This is a genomic window from Marinobacter sp. bablab_jr003 (assembly GCF_016464245.1).
Taxonomy (GTDB): domain Bacteria; phylum Pseudomonadota; class Gammaproteobacteria; order Pseudomonadales; family Oleiphilaceae; genus Marinobacter; species Marinobacter vinifirmus.
In genome coordinates this window covers 1-20,272 of record NZ_JADARC010000036.1, presented here as the reverse complement: position 1 = coordinate 20,272, position 20,272 = coordinate 1, and the positions used below count along the sequence as shown (strand labels likewise).

Annotated in this window: 21 protein-coding genes; 9 read left to right on the top strand and 12 right to left on the bottom strand. The window is 59.1% G+C overall.

Annotated elements, in window-relative coordinates; translation table 11 throughout:
* Positions 1-6 precede the first annotated feature (6 nt).
* Positions 7-1,590, bottom strand: a complete 1,584-nt coding sequence (locus H3Z84_RS02415; protein ID WP_199456117.1) for a flavin-containing monooxygenase — start codon at positions 1,588-1,590, stop codon at positions 7-9.
* A gap of 598 nt (positions 1,591-2,188) precedes the next feature.
* On the opposite strand from H3Z84_RS02415, the gene H3Z84_RS02410 reads away from it, so the two are divergent.
* Positions 2,189-2,830, top strand: coding sequence for a TetR family transcriptional regulator (locus H3Z84_RS02410; protein WP_199456116.1), 642 nt, complete (start codon positions 2,189-2,191; stop codon positions 2,828-2,830).
* A 39-nt stretch (positions 2,831-2,869) separates the two neighbouring features.
* On the opposite strand, the gene H3Z84_RS02405 is transcribed toward H3Z84_RS02410, so the two are convergent.
* Positions 2,870-3,982, bottom strand: coding sequence for an NADH:flavin oxidoreductase (locus H3Z84_RS02405; RefSeq protein ID WP_199456115.1), 1,113 nt, complete (start codon positions 3,980-3,982; stop codon positions 2,870-2,872).
* 89 nt (positions 3,983-4,071) lie between these two features.
* Between H3Z84_RS02405 and H3Z84_RS02400 the strand changes: the two genes are divergently transcribed.
* Positions 4,072-4,536, top strand: coding sequence for a winged helix-turn-helix transcriptional regulator (locus H3Z84_RS02400; protein ID WP_199456114.1), 465 nt, complete (start codon positions 4,072-4,074; stop codon positions 4,534-4,536).
* A 158-nt stretch (positions 4,537-4,694) separates the two neighbouring features.
* On the top strand, positions 4,695-5,360 hold the full coding sequence (locus H3Z84_RS02395; protein ID WP_199456113.1) for an OmpW/AlkL family protein: 666 nt from the start codon (positions 4,695-4,697) through the stop codon (positions 5,358-5,360).
* A 105-nt stretch (positions 5,361-5,465) separates the two neighbouring features.
* On the opposite strand, the gene H3Z84_RS02390 is transcribed toward H3Z84_RS02395, so the two are convergent.
* Positions 5,466-6,797 carry a DEAD/DEAH box helicase gene (locus H3Z84_RS02390; protein ID WP_199456112.1) on the bottom strand — a complete coding sequence of 444 codons (1,332 nt, stop codon included), beginning with the start codon at positions 6,795-6,797 and terminating at the stop codon, positions 5,466-5,468.
* A 497-nt stretch (positions 6,798-7,294) separates the two neighbouring features.
* Here H3Z84_RS02390 and H3Z84_RS02385 point away from each other — a divergent pair, with 497 nt between their 5' ends.
* Positions 7,295-7,993 carry a TlpA disulfide reductase family protein gene (locus tag H3Z84_RS02385; RefSeq protein WP_323126987.1) on the top strand — a complete coding sequence of 233 codons (699 nt, stop codon included), beginning with the start codon at positions 7,295-7,297 and terminating at the stop codon, positions 7,991-7,993.
* Positions 7,990-8,766 (top strand): thiol:disulfide interchange protein DsbG, encoded by a 777-nt coding sequence (gene dsbG, locus H3Z84_RS02380; RefSeq protein WP_022990173.1) that lies wholly within the window; start codon positions 7,990-7,992, stop codon positions 8,764-8,766. Before H3Z84_RS02385 ends, dsbG begins: the two co-directional genes overlap by 4 nt.
* Before the next feature lie 12 nt (positions 8,767-8,778).
* Here the strand turns inward: dsbG and H3Z84_RS02375 are convergent, their stop codons facing one another.
* Positions 8,779-10,086 (bottom strand): hypothetical protein, encoded by a 1,308-nt coding sequence (locus H3Z84_RS02375; RefSeq protein WP_199456111.1) that lies wholly within the window; start codon positions 10,084-10,086, stop codon positions 8,779-8,781.
* A 191-nt stretch (positions 10,087-10,277) separates the two neighbouring features.
* Between H3Z84_RS02375 and mltF the strand changes: the two genes are divergently transcribed.
* A complete protein-coding gene (gene mltF, locus H3Z84_RS02370) occupies positions 10,278-11,648 on the top strand; it encodes a membrane-bound lytic murein transglycosylase MltF (RefSeq protein ID WP_199456110.1) in 1,371 nt (456 codons plus the stop codon).
* Between the two features lies 1 nt (position 11,649).
* Here the strand turns inward: mltF and H3Z84_RS02365 are convergent, their stop codons facing one another.
* Complete coding sequence (locus H3Z84_RS02365; protein ID WP_199456109.1) at positions 11,650-13,176, bottom strand: flavin-containing monooxygenase; 1,527 nt, start codon at positions 13,174-13,176, stop codon at positions 11,650-11,652.
* 145 nt (positions 13,177-13,321) lie between these two features.
* Entirely contained in the window at positions 13,322-13,864 is a 543-nt protein-coding gene (locus H3Z84_RS02360) for a YgjV family protein (protein ID WP_199456108.1), read from the bottom strand.
* Positions 13,865-14,026: 162 nt separating this feature from the next.
* On the opposite strand from H3Z84_RS02360, the gene H3Z84_RS02355 reads away from it, so the two are divergent.
* On the top strand, positions 14,027-14,698 hold the full coding sequence (locus H3Z84_RS02355; protein WP_323126991.1) for a transglutaminase family protein: 672 nt from the start codon (positions 14,027-14,029) through the stop codon (positions 14,696-14,698).
* Between the two features lie 79 nt (positions 14,699-14,777).
* Here the strand turns inward: H3Z84_RS02355 and ahpF are convergent, their stop codons facing one another.
* The 5 genes from ahpF to H3Z84_RS02330 all read right to left on the bottom strand — a co-directional run bounded on the left by ahpF (position 14,778) and on the right by H3Z84_RS02330 (position 19,448).
* Positions 14,778-16,343, bottom strand: a complete 1,566-nt coding sequence (gene ahpF, locus H3Z84_RS02350; RefSeq protein WP_199456106.1) for an alkyl hydroperoxide reductase subunit F — start codon at positions 16,341-16,343, stop codon at positions 14,778-14,780.
* A gap of 371 nt (positions 16,344-16,714) precedes the next feature.
* Positions 16,715-17,278 (bottom strand): alkyl hydroperoxide reductase subunit C, encoded by a 564-nt coding sequence (ahpC, locus tag H3Z84_RS02345; RefSeq protein ID WP_199456105.1) that lies wholly within the window; start codon positions 17,276-17,278, stop codon positions 16,715-16,717.
* 272 nt (positions 17,279-17,550) lie between these two features.
* Positions 17,551-17,790 carry a sulfurtransferase-like selenium metabolism protein YedF gene (gene yedF / locus H3Z84_RS02340; protein ID WP_173637056.1) on the bottom strand — a complete coding sequence of 80 codons (240 nt, stop codon included), beginning with the start codon at positions 17,788-17,790 and terminating at the stop codon, positions 17,551-17,553.
* A 1-nt stretch (position 17,791) separates the two neighbouring features.
* The gene (yedE, locus tag H3Z84_RS02335; protein ID WP_323126990.1) at positions 17,792-19,012 is read right to left on the bottom strand and encodes a selenium metabolism membrane protein YedE/FdhT; all 1,221 of its coding nucleotides are present in this window, start codon (positions 19,010-19,012) and stop codon (positions 17,792-17,794) included.
* A gap of 34 nt (positions 19,013-19,046) precedes the next feature.
* A complete protein-coding gene (locus H3Z84_RS02330; protein ID WP_199456103.1) occupies positions 19,047-19,448 on the bottom strand; it encodes a GFA family protein in 402 nt (133 codons plus the stop codon).
* Positions 19,449-19,616: 168 nt separating this feature from the next.
* Here H3Z84_RS02330 and H3Z84_RS02325 point away from each other — a divergent pair, with 168 nt between their 5' ends.
* Together H3Z84_RS02325 and H3Z84_RS02320 are read left to right on the top strand one after the other, a co-directional pair.
* Positions 19,617-19,862 (top strand): type II toxin-antitoxin system CcdA family antitoxin, encoded by a 246-nt coding sequence (locus tag H3Z84_RS02325; RefSeq protein ID WP_082641119.1) that lies wholly within the window; start codon positions 19,617-19,619, stop codon positions 19,860-19,862.
* 12 nt (positions 19,863-19,874) lie between these two features.
* Positions 19,875-20,066, top strand: a complete 192-nt coding sequence (locus H3Z84_RS02320) for a CcdB family protein (RefSeq protein ID WP_227508365.1) — start codon at positions 19,875-19,877, stop codon at positions 20,064-20,066.
* Between the two features lie 115 nt (positions 20,067-20,181).
* Here H3Z84_RS02320 and H3Z84_RS02315 read toward each other — a convergent pair.
* Positions 20,182-20,272, bottom strand: a 91-nt coding sequence (locus tag H3Z84_RS02315) for an ATP-binding protein (protein ID WP_228285802.1), incomplete at its 5' end; no start/stop codon positions are given.

Here is a 20,272-nt window from a genome sequence, read left to right as displayed (position 1 = left end):
CAATGGTCAGCCGGCCAGCGCCGGCTCGCCACCCTGCTCCACTACCTCTGCTGCTTCACACACATACTGCTCGGCATCAAAGAGCCGGGTCTGCTGCCGGAACTGCCAGGTAAAGCCCGGCCACAGGGTGGTGTTCTTGCCGTTCTCGTTCACGTACCAACTCTTGCAGCCGGTCTGCCACACGGAATCGCCGAGCTTGGCGTGAATCGAGGCGTTGTACTGGCTGAAGGCATCGTCTTTCACTTCCACGGTTTTCCAGCCCCGGTGCTGCATTTTCTTCAGGGCATCCAGCACGTACTGAACCTGGGATTCGATCATGTACACCATGGAGCTGTGGCCCAGGCCGGTGTTCGGGCCCATCAGCATAAAGAAATTGGGGAAGCCGGCCACCGTGGTGCCCTTGTAGGCTTCCGCACCCTCGCGCCAGGCATCGAGCAGGTCCTGCCCGCCACGGCCGAAGATCACGCCCCGGGGAATCGGCTCCTGGGCCTTGAAGCCGGTGCCGTACACGATGCAGTCCACCTCACGTTCAGTGCCGTTGTTATCCACAATGGTGTTGCCCTTCACTTCACGGATGCCATCGGTGAGCACATCCACGTGATCCTGGTCCAGGGCCGGGTAGTAGTTGTTGGAGATCAGCACCCGCTTGCAGCCGAAGTGGAAATCCGGCGTGACTTTCTTGCGCAGCGCCTTGTCCTTGATCTGGTTGCGGATGTGGCGGCGGGCCTGCAGTTCACCGATTTTCAGGATGCGCGGGTTACCCACAAAGCCCAGCACCCGGGCTTCCAGCATCCAGTAAATGCTCTGACGGAACGCATTCAGGGTTTGTGGGAACCGGCGGAACATGGCCCGCTCCAATGGCCGGATTTCCCGGTCAGGCTTGGGCATGATCCAGGGCGGCGTGCGCTGGTACAGATCCAGGTGGGCCGCATTCCTGGCAATCTCCGGCACAAACTGGATGGCCGACGCGCCAGTGCCGATAACGGCCACCCGCTTGCCCCGGAAATCGTATTCGTGATCCCAGTTCTGGGAGTGGAAGCGAGTGCCGGTGAAAGACTCCATACCCTTGATGTCCGGGTACGCCGGCGTGCTCAGGCCGCCCATGCCGGACACCAGCACCTCGGCGTGCAGTTTGCGGAATTTGGGCAGGGTTTTGTCACTGCGATCCAGTGAATCTCCTGGCTTGAGGCCCTGCTTTTCCATATAGGCCCAGAGTTCGGGGCTGTCGCAGGTTTCGATGGTCCAGGCACCGGTTCTTTCATCCCAGCGGGCACCGGCTACGTGGGTGTTGAGCTGGATGTGCTCGATCAGGCCGTACTTTTCCGCGCAGTGGCGCAGGTAGGCTTTGATCTCCGGCTGGGTGGCGAACATCCGGCTCCAGTTGGGGTTCTGTTCGAAGGAGAAGGAGTACAGCGCAGATTGCACGTCGCAGGCACAGCCGGGGTAGTGGTTTTCGTGCCAGGTGCCGCCGATGTCGTCGCTTTGTTCAAGGATCACAAAGTCGTGAAATCCTGCTTCCTTGAGTTTGATGGCCATGCCGAGGCCGGAGAAGCCGGTGCCGATGATGGCGATCTGGGCGGTTTGTGTCATTGCTGCACTCCTGTGTGGCCTGTTTGGGCCTTGCCTGTTGTTGTTTCGGTGGTCATCATGACCGGTAGACACATGTATACCGCCATGAGTAGACACTTGTATACTCCGGTTCGGGTGTTTGGCCTTGGGTGACAGATTGTTGGCCTGTGTGGCCGCCGGCTTGGGTGATCGGGTTCTTTTGGCCTCTGACCTGGGGAGGCTGGTTGGTTTGGGGGAGGCTGTCCAAAAACCGCTCCTTGCGGCAACCCTTCGGGGTCCGGCCCGCAATCACAGATTGCGGTCGCTCAGCTGTCGCATGAAGCTTCGCTTCATCAGCGCTCGGCTGAGCCCATGTGGCGCTTCTGCTCCGCCATCCATGGCTCCGCACATTTTTGGACAGCCTCCCCCAAACCAACCGTTAAGCTTCTGTGGCGGCCGTCTCCCAAATGCTGAATCTGAGAAGGCATGCATACTCACTGTTAGAACGGCCGGGCGGTGGGCCTTGTTCACAGACTGTTGAAGGCCAGGGACGGCCTGAAACAAGCGCACATGGATGTGCTCGTAGCGTGTCTGTGAACAAGGCCCACCGCCCGGCCCAGCTCCAGAATATGAGGCTTAAATGGACACACTGGCCGGCGGAAAACTGAAACTGGTTCAGGCCGCTCTGCGGTTGATTACCGAAACGCGGAGCCTGACGTCGTTGGGGCTGCGGGAGCTGGCTCGTGAGGCGGGGTTGAATCCGAATACGTTTTACCGGCACTTCAAAAGCCTGGATGAATTCGGGCTGCAGGTGCTGGGGTATATCGCCGAGGATATGAAAGCCGGGGTGCGGCAACTGCGGCAGATGGCGGATTCTTCCGAGCAGGCGTCACACGATACCGTTACCTTTGTGTACCGCTACTTCCTCGCCAATCCGGCTGCCACCACCGTGGCTGTTCGCGAGCTGCACGGGCCGTCGCCGGTGTTGCGCCGGGCTTTGGAAGCGCAGCTGGATGCCAGTGCCCGGGAGATGGCGGAGGATATTCTGGAGCGGGGCCTGGTGCCGGGGGTGGACGCCGCGGTGGTGCATGAGATTTCCCACATGACCATTCGCTACATCCTGTTCCGGGCTATGGATTACATCGAGAAGCCGGAGCAGCGGGAGCGGATTCAGGTGGAGACAGAGCGGTTTATCAACCGGCAGTTCCGGGGTGCGCTGCTGGAGGGGGTTGAGGTGGAGAATCTCCTTGCGCTGCAGGTACAAAAAAGCCGCGGGGCCTGAGCAGGCGCCGCGGCAAGCAGGATCGAAGGAGTAGTTCGATCAGTAAAGTTTGGCCAGGGATTTCTTGGCGAAGGCTTCCACTTCGTTCAATCGGCCCTCTTTCACTTTCACCAGCCATTCCGGGTCTTGCAGCAGGGCGCGGCCGACGGCAATGAGTTCGAATTCGCCGTTGGTCATGCGCTCAACCAGCTCGTCGATGCCGGACTGTTCCACGGCATCTTTCTTGCTGGCGAAGGTGCCGCTGATGAAGTCTTCGGTCAGGCCCACACTGCCAACCGACATGGTCGGTTTGCCGGTGATCTTCTGGGTCCAGCCGGCCAGGTTCAGATTGGAACCTTCGAACTCCGGTTCCCAGAAGCGGCGGGTGGAAGCGTGGAAGATGTCGACACCGGCATCCACCAGCGGCTTCAGGAACTGTTCCAGCTGTTCCGGGCTGTCGACCAGCCTGGCTTCATAATCCTGCTGCTTCCACTGGGAGAAACGCAGCATGATCGGGTATTCCGGGCCGACGCGGTGGCGCACTTCTTCTACAATTTCCACCACAAAGCGCAGGCGGTTTTCCATGCTGCCGCCGTATTCGTCGTCGCGTTGGTTGGTGCCTTCCCACAGGAACTGGTCCAGCAGGTAACCATGGGCACCGTGGATTTCCACGCCGTCAAAACCGAGGGCCTTGGCATCCTGGGCAGCATCGCCGAAGGCTTTGATCACATCCTGGATGTCTTCCTTGCTCATCGCCTTGCCGTTGGGCTTGCCCGGGGCAAACAGGCCTGAAGGGCTGTAACCGGGAACAGACGGATCCGGCTCGATACCTTCTTTGCGCACCGCGCCCACGTGCCACAGCTGCGGGAAGATGGCCCCGCCGGCTTCGTGCACGGCATCAACCACCTGCTTCCAGCCCGCCAGGGCTTCGTCGCCATAAAAGGCCGGTACGTTCGGGTAACCGTTGGCCGCCGCGTGGTTCACTACGGTGCCCTCGGTAATGATCAGGCCAACACCGGCTTCGGCACGGCGGCGATAGTAATCGACCACATCCTGACCCGGTACGCCGTTGGGTGAGAAATTGCGGGTCATCGGAGCCATGGCTACGCGATTGCGCAGCTTGAGGTTGTGAAGTTCAAACGGCTCAAACAAAGGACCAAGATTCATACTCATGTGATGTGCAACCTCATTAATTTGGTTTCGTAAAGCAACCCTATTCAATCCGGTTTCAAAATGCAACCCTATTGGGTACACTCCCTGACATGGCCAGAAAACGTTTTGATGATTCCAGTTGCTCCGTCGCCCGCGCCCTCAATGAAGTGGGCGACTGGTGGTCCCTGCTGATTGTGCTGCATGCAATGTACGGTACGCGACGGTTTGTGGACTTCCAGCAGCAGCTGGGCATCGCCAAGAACATCCTGTGCGACCGCCTGGCCAAGCTGGTGGATAACGAAGTGCTGCGCAAGGAAGACGTGGGCGAGCACGGCTCCCGCTTTGAATACCGCCTGACCGAAAAAGGCCGGGACCTGTTCCCGGTGGTGGTGGCCCTGCGCCAGTGGGGTGACAAGTGGAACCCGGCGCCAGACGGCCAGCCGCTGGACCTTCGTGACCGGGAAACCGGTCAGCCGATAAAGGCGGTCACGGTGCAGAACGCCGAGGGCGAGCCTCTGAGTATCCGGGATGTGTTGGTGGTGGAAGACCTGGAGAAGGCCAGCAACCAGGGCTGACTATACGCAGGGCCCGAAGTACCCCCGTTTTTTTGAGTTGGGTCAACCGTGCCGCCGAAGCCTGCCGGGGTGACGCCCTTAATTGTCTTAAATCAAGTTTTCCCTTTCCCCAGCGATTACCCTCACTCCATTGACTTTTAATAAGTGAGGAAATGGCTATGTCTCGTACTTTCAAACTCGGTGTTCTGGCTGCGGCCGTGATGGCTGTTGCTCCGGCTGCTCAGGCCTTTGAAGCCGGCGATTTCATTGTTCGCGCAGGTGCGGTGCACGTGGCGCCGGATGATTCCAGCGAAGTCATTACTGTAGGCTCTGTGGCGGCCCTCGGTGCGGACGCCCGTGTTGCAGTAGACTCCAACACACAGTTGGGTCTTCGTGGCACCTACATGTTCACAAGTAACCTTGGCTTGGGTGTGCTTGCGGCAACGCCATTCAAGCACAACATCAGTGGCGCTGGCGACATTGCAGCCTTGGGTGACATTGGTGAGACCAAGCAACTGCCACCAACTATTACCCTGCAGTACTACCCGATGAAGAGTTCATCTGCTGTACAGCCCTATGCGGGCGTAGGTGTTAACTACACGACTTTCTTCGAAGAGAAGACTGTTCTGGGTGAACTGGATCTGAATGACAGCGTGGGTGTCGCAGTAGAGTTCGGGGTGGACTACATGCTGAGCGAGCAGTTCGGCTTGAACGCCGCAGTCTGGTGGGCCGACATTAATACCGATGCACAAGTGACTCTGGCAGACGGCGTAACCAAAACCGACAAATTCGAAGTAGAAATCGACCCAATGGTCTACATGGTAGGTTTCACCTACAAGTTCTGATCCACGTACCCCCGGCAGTCCCTGGTCTGTGGCTGCCGGATGGTGCGTTCTCCTGTGCGGGGCTGTGTTGCAGCCCCGCTTTTTTATGCCTGGAGAACCGGGTTATCACGCGCTCTGGCGCTGGGCCGGGCGGCCGGTTCTGCCCTGCCCCTGGCCACGGCCTTGTCCTTCGCCCTGAGCACCACGTCCGCGGCCACCACTACGAGCAGCCGGTTTCGGGCCAAAGCTCTTGCCAGCGCCACCCTGCGGGCGACGGCTGCGGGCCTTGCTCGGGTCTGCCTTGGCCTTGGGCTTCAGCGGCAGGTTGTTCTTCGGCTCGAAGCCTTCCACTTCCTTGCGCGGCAGCTGCTTCTTGATCAGCTTTTCGATGCCCGCCAGCAGTTTGCCTTCGTCGGCACTCACCAGCGACAACGCATGGCCACTTTCGCCGGCGCGGCCGGTACGGCCGATGCGGTGCACGTAGTCTTCCGGCACGTTCGGCAGTTCAAAGTTCACCACCTGGGGCAGCTGTTTGATGTCCAGGCCACGGGCGGCGATGTCAGTGGCAACCAGCACGCGCACTTCACCGGCTTTAAAGTCTGCCAGCGCACGGGTACGGGCACCCTGTGACTTGTTGCCGTGAATGGCGGCGGCGGTGATGCCGTCTTTTTCCAGCTTCTGGGTCAGGCGGTTGGCGCCGTGCTTGGTGCGGGTGAATACCAGCACCTGGTCCCAGGCGTTGTCACGCACCAGCTTGCTCAGCAGCGCGGTCTTCTGGCTCTGGTCTACCGGGTAAACCGACTGCTTCACCTTCTCGGCGGTGGTGTTGCGGGCAGCCACTTCCACCTGTACCGGGTTATCCAGCAGGCCCTGGGCCAGGGTGCGGATTTCGTTGGAGAAGGTGGCAGAGAACAGCAGGTTCTGACGCTTGGCCGGCAGCAACGCAAGGATTTTGCGGATGTCGCGGATAAAGCCCATATCCAGCATGCGGTCAGCTTCGTCCAGTACCAGGATTTCCACTTCGTTGAAGCGCACAGCGTTCTGCTGGTACAGGTCCATCAAACGGCCCGGTGTTGCCACCAGTACGTCCAGGCCCTTGCGCAGCTTCATCATCTGCGGGTTGATCTTTACACCACCGAAAACCACGGCGGCCTTGGTGGGAACGTATTTGCTGTACAGGTTCACGCTGTCGTGTACCTGCGCGGCCAGTTCACGGGTAGGTGTGAGAATCAGGGCGCGGGGGCCTTTGCCGGTGCGGGGGTTTTCCGCCAGGCGCTGCAACAAAGGCAGGGTAAAACCAGCGGTTTTACCGGTGCCGGTCTGGGCCGCGGCCATTACGTCCTTGCCAGACAAAACGGCAGGAATCGCCTGCAGCTGAATGGGAGACGGGGTTTCATAACCCTGATCGGCGGTGGCACGGACCAGCTGCTCGGACAAACCGAGGGACGAAAAACTCATATAAGGTGTACTCTTGATTGATTCTGCCTCCACGAACACCGGATGCGGCGAATGCGGGCAGATGCCATGAACATTCATGGAATAAAAGACGACTACGGTCACGCGCCGGGTTCGGGGTGACGTCCTCTGACAGGTCGTATGGATGGTTCGCAAAGCGGCCGTTGGCCGGAAACTGCGGAATCCCTAGAGGCAGGATGCAGGCACGGTAACAGAGCACCCGGCAAATAGCTATAGGTGGTTTTTATTAGCAGGCTTTCATTTATGCAAAAACATGGAACTCCCATGAATGTCTCCGGTCACTAGCCGCCGTATGCCAATAAAAACCCACAGGATTCCGGAGATTCCATGCTCAGCGTAGGCGTTGGCCCCCTCAGCCTGTCCATCGGGCACCTGCTTCTGGTGCTGGCCTTTGTGGTCGCCCTGATTGTAGGCGCCCTGACCGGCCGTAAAAAAAAACCCCGGTAGCCGGCACCCTGGCCGACATCTTCCTGGTCGCCATGGTCAGTGCCCGTATCGGCTTTGTGGTGCGTTACTTCGGCGAGTACCAGGGCGACTGGCTGGGCATGATCGACATCCGCGACGGCGGTTTCGATATGGTGACCGGCCTGGTTGTTGCCCTGGCGTTCACCGGTTACCTGATGTGGAAACGGGCCGCCATGCGCCGGGCACTGGGCTCCGCCGTTGCCGCCGGGCTGATTACCTGGGGCGGCATCAGTGGCCTGATCGCCCTGATGAACCAGCAAACCCAGGGCCTGCCCGAAGTCGCCCTGACCGACCTGAACGAGCGCCCGGTAGACCTGGCCAGCCTGGGCGGTGACAAGCCCACGGTGGTGAATCTCTGGGCCACCTGGTGCCCGCCCTGCATCCGCGAGATGCCGGTGCTGGAAGAAGCCCAGCAGCGTTATCCGAACGTGAACTTTGTCTTCGCCAACCAGGGCGAGCACCCGGAAACCATCCGCAAGTTCCTGATGGAACAGAACCTGAACCTGAGCCACGTACTCAGCGACAGGCAGAACCGTTTTGGCCGGGTAGTCGGCAGCCACGGCTTGCCAACCACCCTGTTCTACAACGCCCAGGGCCACCTTGTAGATACCCATATGGGCGAATTGTCCCGCGCCAGCCTGGCCCGGAGCCTCGAACGCTTCGATGCCAGCTTCCTGAACTCATCCCCATCCAAGGAGTTAACATCCCGATGAGCACTCCCCTTGCCCAACGCCTGATCAAGGGCACCGTTTTATCGTCTGCCCTGTTTGCCATGGCGGCACAAGCCCAGGACTACCCACCCGCAATCCAGTCGCTGGAGCAACAGGGCGTTACCGTCCTGGAAAGCTTCGAAGCGCCGGGCGGCATGACTGGCTACGTCGGCGAGATGCAGGGGCGCTCCCTGGCGTTTTACCTGACCCCGGATGGCGACCATGTAATTGTGGGTACGCTGCTGGACGATAAAGGCACCAACCTCAGTGCTGCCAGCATCGAAGAGCTGGTGACCGGCCCGAAATTCGCCGAAGCCTGGCCCCGGCTGGAAAGCAGCAACTGGGTGCGTGACGGCGCCGAAGACGCCGAGACCGTGATTTATACCTTCACCGACCCCAATTGCCCCTACTGCCACCGGTTCCGCCAGCAGGCAGCGGCATGGATTGATGCCGGCAAGGTGCAGCTACGGCACATTATGGTGGGTATTCTTCGGGAAGACAGCCTGACCAAGGCCGCCACCATTCTTGGCAGCGACAACCCGGAAGCTGCATTGCATGAGCATCAGGGCAACTACGAGCAGGGTGGCATAGAGGTCGACCGCAAGAAAGTCAGCGCCGCCCATATGGACGTGAAGGCCAACAACCGCCTGATGCAGCAACTGGGCCTGCAAGCCACCCCCAGCACCCTGTACAAGGATGGTGAAGGCAATGTGAAAATGGTTCAGGGCCTGCCTAACCCGCAGGCGCTGGAACGGATGATGGGCTCCAAGCCTTGACGGAACCCTGCGTCAGGCCAGCCAGAACGTCAGACTGAAGCCCAGAAGGCTGGCCGCGCCCAAACCGCACAGAGACAGCGGCAGGCTCCAGCGGAAGGAGGCATCCCGGGCCCGGTATCCGGTCAGCCGTTCCATGATCAGGGCGTTGGCCGCAAAGGGTGTGCCGAAGGCAGTAATACCCCAGCCGGTAACCATGGCAATCGCCAGGCCCAGCTGGGCCGCGGTTGGCCACAGGGAACCCAGAATACCGCCCATCAGGGTGGCAATGATAATCGGGTTCATACCCGCCAGACCGGCGGCAAAGAACACCCAGGGCACACCGGCGGCCAGCAGGGCCCAGAGCCACACCGGCAATTCCGGCTGACCACTGATCTGGCCCAGTACCACGCCACTGAGCACCGCACCGATAAAGGCCGAGCCACCTACAATGGCCAGCTCGTTACTGACATTGCCCATGCTGGTCATGGGCGGATTTTGCCCTCGCAGCCACCCCAGAACCCGGTACAACAGCACCGCCCCCAGGCAGCTCAGAGCCACCGCATGGGCATAGCTCAGCCCGAACTGATGGCTGAGCCAGAGGACACCCACACACACCGCAAGGATCAGGCCACCAAACCGCAGCCAACTGCCCGCGCCGGCACCAGTACCGCCCTGCTCGGTGTTTTCCAGCGGTTCTGGTTCACGCCAGCGTAATCCCGCCAGCAGCATCAACACAGAAAACGGCACGGCCAGGGACAACAGTGACAACAGGCTCACCTGGGGCAACAAAGTCAGGGTGAGCACCACCGAGATAGACAGGGGCGAGAACGAGGGTGCCACGCCGAACCCCCGCAAAACAGCTCGCGTGGCATTGCGGGTAGATTCGGAATCGCCATTGCGACGGATACGCTCCCCCACCAGGCTGCCCACCACAGCGACCGAACCAAAGTTCAGGGGAATGGAGACCAGCGCGGTACCGAAGGCCAGGCTCAGATAACGGGTCAGCGGCTTGCCACCAAACAGGCTGGAAGAAATCTGTTGCAGGTCCTGGGTGCGGGCCAGCACGTTCGACAACAGCATCACCGCCAGCATCAGGCCCGCCAGGCGGGTCATGTTGCCGACGGCGGTTACGATCAGCGCCGGGTCGTAGCCCAGGGCAAAGATCAGCATGGCCAGGGCCACCACAAACACCGCACGGGGCACGTTACGCATGTCCTGCCAACCCAGAAGTATCGCCATACCAGCCGCCGCAGCACCCAGCAACGGCATACCGGGCAGCACCGAAAGCACGGCCGCAGTCAGGGCAAGGTAGGCAAAGGCCGAACGTAATCCGGTAGGCAAGGTGGTGTCCTTATTCGAACAACAGGAAGCCGTTATCGTAAGGATGCTAAGGGCCCTTGCCTATCAGCATTTGTGATAACACAGCCCTGAGCTATGCCGGGGAGGAAATCCACAGGGTTGATCGGTGCGTAGTTTTAACGGAGAGTAAGATCTACATAAATTCACGACATAAGAAAAAAGGATGATCCATCATGCAGTCCGGATGGAAATTCACCCTCGGCCTGTCCGCCGTTTTAATGATGCTGGGCGGGTGCAGCGAGCAGCAGGAAACGCCCGCCCAAAGCACCGGGCTCAAGCCGCCCTCGGAAACCGGTATTCTGAAGGTCGCCACCCGAAACGGCTCGACCACCTACTACCTTGACCGGCACGAGAACCCTGTCGGCCCCGAGTACGCCCTGGTCTCCGACTACGCCCAGGCCCGTGGCTGGGAGGTGGAGTGGACCATGCTGGACTCCACCGCCGATGTGCTCGCCGCCCTGGAAGCCGGCACTACCCACCTGGCAGCCTCCGGCCTGACCCACCTGCACACCCGCAACGAGCTGTTCACGCCGGGGCCGGCCCACACCGAGATCACCGAGCAACTGGTCTGCCACCGTGACGATCGCCCCCTGCCCCGCAAACCTGAAGACATTCAGGGAATCGATATTGCGGTCACCGCCGGCTCCAGCTATGTGGACACACTGAACGAACTGGCCGGACAGCATCCGGAGATTGAATTCCGGGAAGACAGCGAGCGCACTACCGAAGTGATCCTGGCCGAAGTGGCAGACAGGAATGTGGGCTGCACCGTGGCAGACTCCAACATTGTGCAGGTGATGCGCCGGCACTTCCCGCACCTGGAAGTGGCCATGAACCTGACCGAAGGACGTAACCTGGGCTGGTACCTGCCTGCCGGCTCAGACGAGTTGGCAGCAGACGCCCGGGAGTGGATGAACAGCAAGGAAGGTGACGAAGCCCTGGGCCGGATGGAAAACCTCTACTACGCCTATATCGGCGACTTCGACTTTGTCGACTTGCGGGCCCTGAACCGGCGGATTGAAGACCGGCTGCCGAACTACATCGACCTGTTCCGGGCAGCCGAGCAGAAAACCGGCATACCGGCTGACCTGCTGGCAGCGCTTTCCTACCAGGAATCCCACTGGAACCCGAAAGCCAGGTCGCCCACCGGCGTGCGGGGCATCATGATGCTGACCCTGAATACCGCAAAATCCCTGGGGGTGACCAACCGGCTGGACCCGGTTGCTTCCATTGACGGCGGTGCCCGCTACCTGGCCGACCGCCATCGCCGCCTGCCGGAAACCATCCCGGAGCCGGACCGCACCTTCCTGGCCCTGGCCAGCTACAACATCGGCCGCGGCCACCTGCTGGATGCCCGGCAATTGGCCCGGGACCTGGGCAAGAACCCGGATTCCTGGGAAGACATGGAGAAAGTACTGCCCCTGAAAGCCGACAAACGCTACTACCCCAGCACCCGCTATGGCTACGCCCGGGGTTACGAACCGGTGCACTACGTGCAGCGTATCCGCAACTACCGGGACATTATCCGGCCAGCGTTCCAGTAACTCAGGAGCCGAACAGGGCCGAGCGCAGGGGCCGCAGGAAACCGGTACTCTGGGACTGTCCGGCCAGGCTGCGTTGGCCGTCGAATTCCAGGTAGCCATCTTCGATGGGCTCGAAGCGCAGGATCTTCACATCGGTGAGGTAATCCTGCGAAGCCTTCCAGGGGCCATGGGTGCCCTGGCGGGGCAGCCGGTCTTCTGCACGCTTGATGTAGCCGGCGTCCAGCGAACCCAGAATGGTTTCGTCACCACGGCTGTTTTCGGTGTCCCGGGGCACCGCCACCTCATAACCCTTGCGATCCATATGGTTGATCAGCCGGCACAGGTACTCGCTGGCGATATCCGCTTTCAGGGTCCAGGAAATGTTGGTGTAGCCGAAGATCATGCCGGCATTGGGCATGCCTTCCAGCATCACGTTCTTGTAGATCACCTTGTCTTTCAACACCACCTCCCGGCCATCAACCCGGGGTTTGATGCCACCCAGCATCTGGATATCCAGGCCGGTGGCCGGAACGATGATGTCGGCTTCCAGTTCCTCGCCGGATTTCAGGCGAATACCGGTTTTGGTAAAGCGCTCGATATGATCGGTTTTGATCGACGCGGTGCCCGCCTTGATGGCGTCAAACAGGTCGCCGTCTTTCACCACGCACAGGCGCTGGTCCCAGGGGTTGTAGTCCGGGCTGAAGTGGCGCATGTCAGCCTTGCCGTTAAGCTGGCGTTTGATGATCGACAGAAACAGGCGGCGCATGGCTTTCGGGCTTTTACGGGAGCGTTCGAACAAAAACCGGGAAATGGAAATATTCCGGGCCCGGGTCAGCCGGTAGGCGGTCTTGGCCGGCAGCACTTTCTGCATGGCCAGGGTGATTTTGTCGGTTGACGGCAGCGGCATCAGGTACGTGGGCGAGCGCTGCAGCATGGTTACATGGGCCGCTTTCTCCGCCATGGTCGGCACCAGGGTAATGGCCGTGGCGCCACTGCCGATCACCACCACTTTCTTGCCGGTGTAGTCCAGGTTTTCCGGCCAGTGCTGGGGGTGCACAACCTGGCCCTTGAAGTCGCTCTCGCCGGGGAAATCCGGTTTGTAGCCCTGGTCATAGTTGTAGTAACCGGTACAACCCACCAGGAAGTTAGCGGTGTAGGTTTCCTGGTCGCCGGTCTGTTCATTCTCGGCGGTCACTGTCCAGCACTTATCTGCGCTGGACCACTCGGCGGTTTTTACCGCCACACTGTACCGGATGTGCTTTTCGACATCGTTTTCCTTCGCGGTTTCCGCCACATAACGCTTGATGGATGCGCCATCGGCCAGCACCTTGCCGCCGGTCCAGGGCCGGAAGTTATAGCCGAAGGTGAACATGTCAGAATCCGAACGGATGCCGGGATAGCGGAACAGGTCCCAGGTACCGCCCATGGCCTGGCGGCGTTCCAGGATGGCAAAGCGCTTGCCGGGGCATTCCCGTTTCAGATGGCAGGCCATGCCGATGCCGGATACCCCGGCACCGATGATCAGGACATCGTAGTGTTGTTGGTTCATGCGGAGGTCTCCCGGGAGTTATCTTTCTTGTTGAATAACGCCCACGTTACGCCGCCGGCCCGCTACTTCAATTGGCCTGACAACCCCCGTGAAGCCGTATGCAGGGCCAAACCACCTGCACACGTCCGGCCGGAACCTGCTTGTCTCACGGCTTTAACCCCGGGTACTTTTTCTGCAACCGATACAGCCGGACAATGGTAATGATGTTGGTAACCAGCACCATGCCCTCGGCCAGAATGCCGCCTACCGAACCGATCACGATGTTGTTGAGCATCCAGGCCAGGGCGGCCAGGCCCAGCACAATGCGAAGGGGTATCCCCCGGAGCATGAACATACCAATGGTACCCAGAGTGGCGGCGGTCAGGGGGAACACATCGGTGGCGGTTTTCCAGGTGGCCCAGGCCACCAGCAGATTCACGGCGAGTGTGCCGGCCATGATTTTCCAGTTGCCCTGGTAACGGCGCGCCAGGGCGATACGCAGGATGACCAACACCGTCAGGGCGGCAGCGGTCCAGCTCTGGAAGAAGGCAAACATCAGGGCGAAGGCGACATTGGCAGAGATCAGCAGCACCATCAGCCGGTCGTCATTCTTGTTGGCAAAGCCGGCAATACAGAAAGCCAGGGCCACCAGGCCCGCCAGCTGGCCAAGCAGTTGTGCCAATGTCATGCCTGCGATCAGATCTGCCATCGCGCCCTCGTCGTCAAAACCACCAGACTGCCATATTTGCCGGCGCTGAACCACGCAGTTGGTGGTGCCTGCGAGCAATACCTTTGGTACAAAATGCCATTGCCCTTAGTTTGCTAATCAGGCCATCATCGTTCAATCATGCGCACACTCTGGAATCCGGACATGGACAACTACCTGAAAGCCACGCCCTTCTTCAACTACAACCATCCCGCAGTTAGCGCCTGGCTCCAGGAGCAGCTGGCCGGTGTTCCGGATGACCCGGTAGAGCAAATGAAGGCACTGTATCTGGCGGTGCGCGACGGCATCCAGTACAACCCCTATGTGTTCCGGGCGGAGCCCCACACCCTGTCCGCCAGCTATGCCCTGGAATCCGGCGAAACCTACTGCATTCCCAAGGCGGTTCTTCTGGGCGCGGCCGCGCGGGCCCTGGGCATTCCCAGCCGCCTGGGCCTGGCCGATGTACGCAACCACCTGTCCAGCCCCAAACTGATTGAATGGCTGCAGTCGGATGTGTTTCGCATGCACGGGTTTATCGAGCTGTACCTGAACGGCCGCTGGGTGAAGGCCACGCCAGCATTCAACCAGCAGCTGTGCCAGATGATGAAGGTAGACCCGCTGGAGTTCGACGGCGTGAACGACTCGGTGTTCCAGGAGTTCACCGAGGATGGCCACGCCCATATGGAATACATCAACGACCACGGCGTGTTCGACGACGTGCCCTTTGACTTTATTCTGGCAGGCCTGCAGGCGGCCTACGGCCACCTGTTCACCCCGCAGGGCGAGGCTGGCCGGGTTGATGGCAGCCTGGAGCAGGACATGGCGGGCGGCTCGTAAGCCCATAAAAAAACCGGTATCCACATCCCGCAGATACCGGTTTCAGGGGTCAGCCTGAGGCTGTCAGGCTTGGGTAAACTTACTGCGCAGAGTTGCGGATCAGGAAGTCAAAGGCACTCAGGGAAGCCTTGGCACCTTCGCCCATAGAGATCACGATCTGCTTGTAGGGCACCGTGGTGGCATCGCCGGCCGCGAACACACCCGGAATGGATGTTTCGTTACGGTCGTTGACGACGATCTCGCCGTGCTGGCTCAGCTCGATATCACCCTTCAACCACTCGGTGTTCGGCACCAGGCCGATCTGCACGAAGATACCTTCCAGCTCGATGTGGTGCGCCTCGCCGGTGGTGCGGTCGGTATAGTTCAGGCCGCTTACCCGGCCGTTCTCGCCCACTACCTCGGTGGTCTGGCCAGAAGTGATGATCTTCACGTTGTCCAGGCTGCGCAGTTTCTTCTGCAGCACTTCGTCTGCACGCATCTGGTCGCCAAACTCGATCAGGGTAACGTGGCCAACAATACCGGCCAGGTCGATGGCAGCTTCCACGCCGGAGTTACCGCCACCGATGACCGCCACGCGCTTGCCTTTGAACAGCGGGCCGTCGCAGTGCGGGCAGTAGGCCACGCCCTTGTTACGGTACTCTTCTTCACCCGGCACACCCATCTGGCGCCAGCGGGCACCGGTGGACAGAATGAGGGTACGGGACTTCAAAGAAGCACCATTGGCCAGCTTCACTTCGTGCAGGCCACCCGGCTGCGCTGCCGGAATCAGCTTCTCGGCGCGCTGCATGTTCATGATGTCGACTTCGTATTCGTTAACGTGCTGCTCCATGGCAGAGACCAGCTTCGGGCCTTCGGTGTATGGTACGGAAATCAGGTTTTCGATACCCATGGTATCGCTCACCTGGCCACCGAAACGCTCGGCCGCAATACCGGTGGAGATTCCCTTACGGGCCGCGTAGATCGCCGCCGCAGCGCCAGCCGGGCCACCACCGATGACCAGAACTTCGAAGTCGTCTTTCTGGTTCAGCTTCTCGGCCTCTTTCTCGGCGGAGTTGGTGTCCAGCTTGGCTACGATTTCTTCCAGCGTCATGCGGCCCTGGCCCCAGGGCTGGCCGTTCAGGTAAACACTGGGTACCGCCATCACTTCACGCTGCTCAACTTCGTCCTGGAACAGGGCACCGTCAATGGAGGTGTGCTTCACCTTCGGGTTCAACACACTCATCAGGTTCAGGGCCTGTACCACGTCCGGACAGTTCTGGCAGGACAGGGAGAAGTAGGTTTCGAACTCGAACTCGCCGTCCAGCTCCTGGATCTGCTCGATCAGCTCCTGTGACGCCTTGGACGGGTGACCGCCTACCTGCAGCAGCGCCAGTACCAGTGAGGTGAACTCGTGGCCCATGGGGATACCGGCGAAACGTACGCCAACATCGGAACCAATCCGGTTGATCGCGAAAGACGGGCGACGCACGTCGGTTGATTCTTCGGTGCGCAGGCTGATCTTGGAGGACATCGGCTCCAGTTCTTCCAGCAGCTCTTTCAGCTCCTGGGACTTCTTGCTGTCGTCATAGGCTGCCACCAGCTCGATCGGCTGCTGCAGCTTTTCCATGTACGCCTGGAGTTGTTGCTTGATGTTTGCATCCAACATTTAGGGGGTCTCCTTGATGTCTGTCGTAGCCAAGTGGCTGAATTCAAAGTGAATCGTTAAAAGAAGTTGTGTGTACGATACGGCCCTGCAATACAAAGCTCAAATTAATTGATTCAAAACGATTAATAGGGCAGAGCTATAGTATGCGCGTTAACCCATCCCCACTCTGAACCCCGGCCACCACAGCCGCTCGAATACCCCAAGCTTCACTTCAACAGTAGACGATATCGGAAGCCCAGGGCATGACCGGTGGCAAGATTGCGGGTTTTGCGGACACCACAACGCAAAAACCCCGGCAGAGCCGGGGTTTTCGGAGGATCGAGGCCTGCGGACAGACCTCTTTCCAGTCAGTTTTTCTGTGGCAGAAAAACTTAGATCTTGCCAACCAGGTCCAGAGACGGAGCCAGTGTTTCTTCGCCTTCTTTCCACTTGGCCGGGCAAACTTCGCCAGGATGGTTACGAACGTACTGGGCAGCTTTAACCTTGCGCAGCAGGTCGTCTGCGTCACGGCCGATGCCTTCAGCAGTGATTTCCATGGCCTGGATAACGCCATCCGGATCGATCAGGAAAGTAGCACGGTCTGCCAGGCCCTGGCCTTCACGCATAACATCGAAGTTGTTGGTGATGGTGCCAGTCTGGTCGCCTACCATGTAGTACTGGATCTTGCCGATGGTGTCGGAAGTATCGTGCCATGCTTTGTGGGTGAAGTGAGTGTCGGTAGACACGGAGAACACTTCAACGCCCAGCTTCTGCAGCTCTTCGTACTTGTCAGCTACGTCGCCCAGCTCGGTCGGGCAAACGAAGGTGAAGTCAGCCGGGTAGAAGAAGAAGATGGCCCACTTGCCTTTAACGTCTGCTTCGGAGATTTCTACAAACTCGCCCTGCTTGAATGCGGTTGCGTTGAACGGTTTGATTTCGCTGTTAATAATACCCATCTCAGAATAGCTCCTGTTGATAGTTTGGGTTGATGGCTAAGAATCGGTGCAAAGAATACTGCTTTTGCCAATTCGGTAAAAATTGATTATTTCCAACCTCAGGATAGGCTCAGCCTATCCTGATAAAAATCCTGCCTCTCGGCCCGCAGCGGTACGGCGTTATCCCGCTACCCAACCAGATATGGGGCCTCGCCCCGCCGTTTCAATCCTGTGGAAAACCAGTATGTGTTGTTCCGGTGACGGTTTGATGGCGGTAGTAACCCCCGGATTCACTAGGCATAAATATAAAAAAGGTATTCCTGCCCGTTCTTCACCGGATCCTGGGCAAAGGTATAACCGTGGGCGATGGCTTCTTCCGGCACATTCCGGAACGAGCCCGGGCAATCGGTGATCACCTGCAACAGCTCGCCCTTGTTCATGCCTTCCAGCGCTTCCAGGGTGTAAATCACCGGATAGGGGCAGGATTCGCCCCGCAGATCCAGCGTGAAGTCTGCCTCTTTCATGGCTTCCATATTATGCAACGCCCCTTTTCAGCTCGAAATTACGGTGGTAGCTCTTCTCCCGGTACACGGTCAGGGCGTACAAAACACCCAGCATTACCAGGGTACTCAGGATGGCACCGGCCGGGCCCAGCGTGGCGATCAGGTTGACCTTGTCACCACCTTGCACCAGCACATCATAGATGCCGAGGTTGTCCCAGCCATAGGCCAGTACCGTAGCACCGATCACGTTGCCGGCAAATACCGGCAGGAACAGCACCTGGCTTTCCATCAGCCGGTACATCATGCCTGTTTCACAACCCGAGGCCATCACAATACCCAGGCCGAACAAAACACCACCCACCAGGGTACTGAGCGCCGCAATCTGGGTGATGGGCGTCATGTCATAGACAGAAATGACGATGAAGGTGATCAATGAACTGGCCGCCATCCCGATAATGATGGCCTTGGTCATCAGGCTGCGCCCGACCAGGAACAGATCCCGGAAGGCGGAGGTAAAGCAGATCTGGCCGCGCTCAATGAGCACACCGAAAGCCAGGCCAAACAGCGCACCCAGGCCGAGCAGCTTCTGCCCGGTAGAGAACAGGTACACCACAAAGCCCAGATAAACGAGGGCAATAGCGCCACCAACATAAGGCTGGATAACCCGAGTTTTGGCAACGGAAGGTTTACCCGCACCCCGTGCCAGCGACGGCTTGCCCTTCCACCAGCGCATCTTCGTTAACTTAGCCCCGAAAAACGTACCGATGCCGGTGGCGACAATGAAAATCCAGGAGTGGAACGAGAACTGCGGCACCCCGGTAAAGAAGGCCGCCAGGTTGCACCCCAGCGCCAGGCGGGCACCAAAACCGGCAATAATGCCGCCGACAAAGCCCTGCACATAACGGCGCTTCTGTTGCGGCAATCGAACCTTGAAGCTGTTACTCAGCAGCACCATCATCAGCGCCCCGATAAACATACCCCAGACAATCCAGCCATCCGGGCGGGTCCAGGTGGAACCGTCCAGCTTGACCATCTGGTAGTACTCCCACCCGGACACATCCACCCCGAACACCTGCAGGATCTCGCCCCCAAGCCGGGTAAATTCACCGGTGACCGCCCAGACCGTCGAGGTCAGGCCGAAGTACAGTGCGCTGAGCAGCGCCTGCGACGATGAGCACAACATGGGGGTTCCAGTGGCGCTGGAAGACGGATTGAAACATGAAGCGGAAGTCCTTTTGGTCTTGGGCTTGATTGGCGAATCATTCTACTAGGATACGACTGATTAGCTACTCTGGCAGCCCCGCGAACGCGGGCACCTCCCCTAACCTATATTCCCAGACAGCTTTGCTCGACGAGAAGATATGCGCCGTAGGCAACATGGCAATGTCTGTGTCCAAACACCCTGCTGGCACGACAAGCAAACCTGCAACCTGGGTGTTTGGCAATGCTGAACCACACACCTGACAAAAGCTTCGGTTATGACGAGTGCCAGGAAGCGTAAAGGACGTTACGGCATCTGCACCCGACAGCCAGACCAACCTGGCTGAGCGCGAAAACAGATTTGCCGCATGGGCCGAACCTGTATCTTTTTGGCAATGCTGACAGTGGCACAGGTAAAAGCTGTCGAACTCGCCTTTTACCTCAAAGGTTACGGTGCCGCACAGGCAAGAACCGGAATGATCAGTCATCAGAACTCCTTCCATGGACTGTGGGGAAGAGACGTAACGCGGAGCTTCGCGGCGTGCCGGAGCGCCAGCGCAGGCGCGTCCGACAACAGCCGTTGGTTAAATGCTTGTATGCGCATGGTCATGCGCATAAGATCAAGCTGTGTATTCTAGATCTTCTCGGAGGCCCTCATGGCAGAACTCTATAATTCAGCCGCCCCCAAAAAAGCAGCGAACCTCTCAATCAACAGCGATCTGCTGCGTAGAACCCGGGAACTGAACATTAATTTGTCTGCCACCCTGGAACGAGCTCTGAAAGAAGAGCTTTCGAAACGCGAAGCCGCTCAATGGGTTGAAGAGAATCGCGCTGCGATAAAAAGCTACAACGATTTCGTCGAACAACATGGATGCTTCGGCGACGAATTCAGGGAGTTCTGATGGCACAATTCGATGTGTACCCCAACCCGAGCAAAATCAGCAAGGCTCACTCCCGAAATCAGCTTCGCCGATCAGGAGCTGTTGCTGTTAACTCCCCAAATTTCCTCCGTGCCTGAAAAACATCTCAAGAGCCCTATTGGCTCCCTCTCACATTTCAGAGACCAGATTGTTGGAGCTCTGGACCTGGCTGTAACCGGCATTTAACGCCCGGCTCACGCGCTGCGTATTCCGGCGAACGTGAACGCCCATTCTGGCTGAACGTGAACACCCTTTTTCTTAACGCATCACCCACCGAGGTTTGTACCCCGGGTGTTCACGTTCAGTCAATTTCCTGAAGTCGTTTTCTCATCGACTCTCCCTTCAGAGCCCAGCGATGGGCGTTGTGCATGAGCCGATCCAGGATGGCGTCA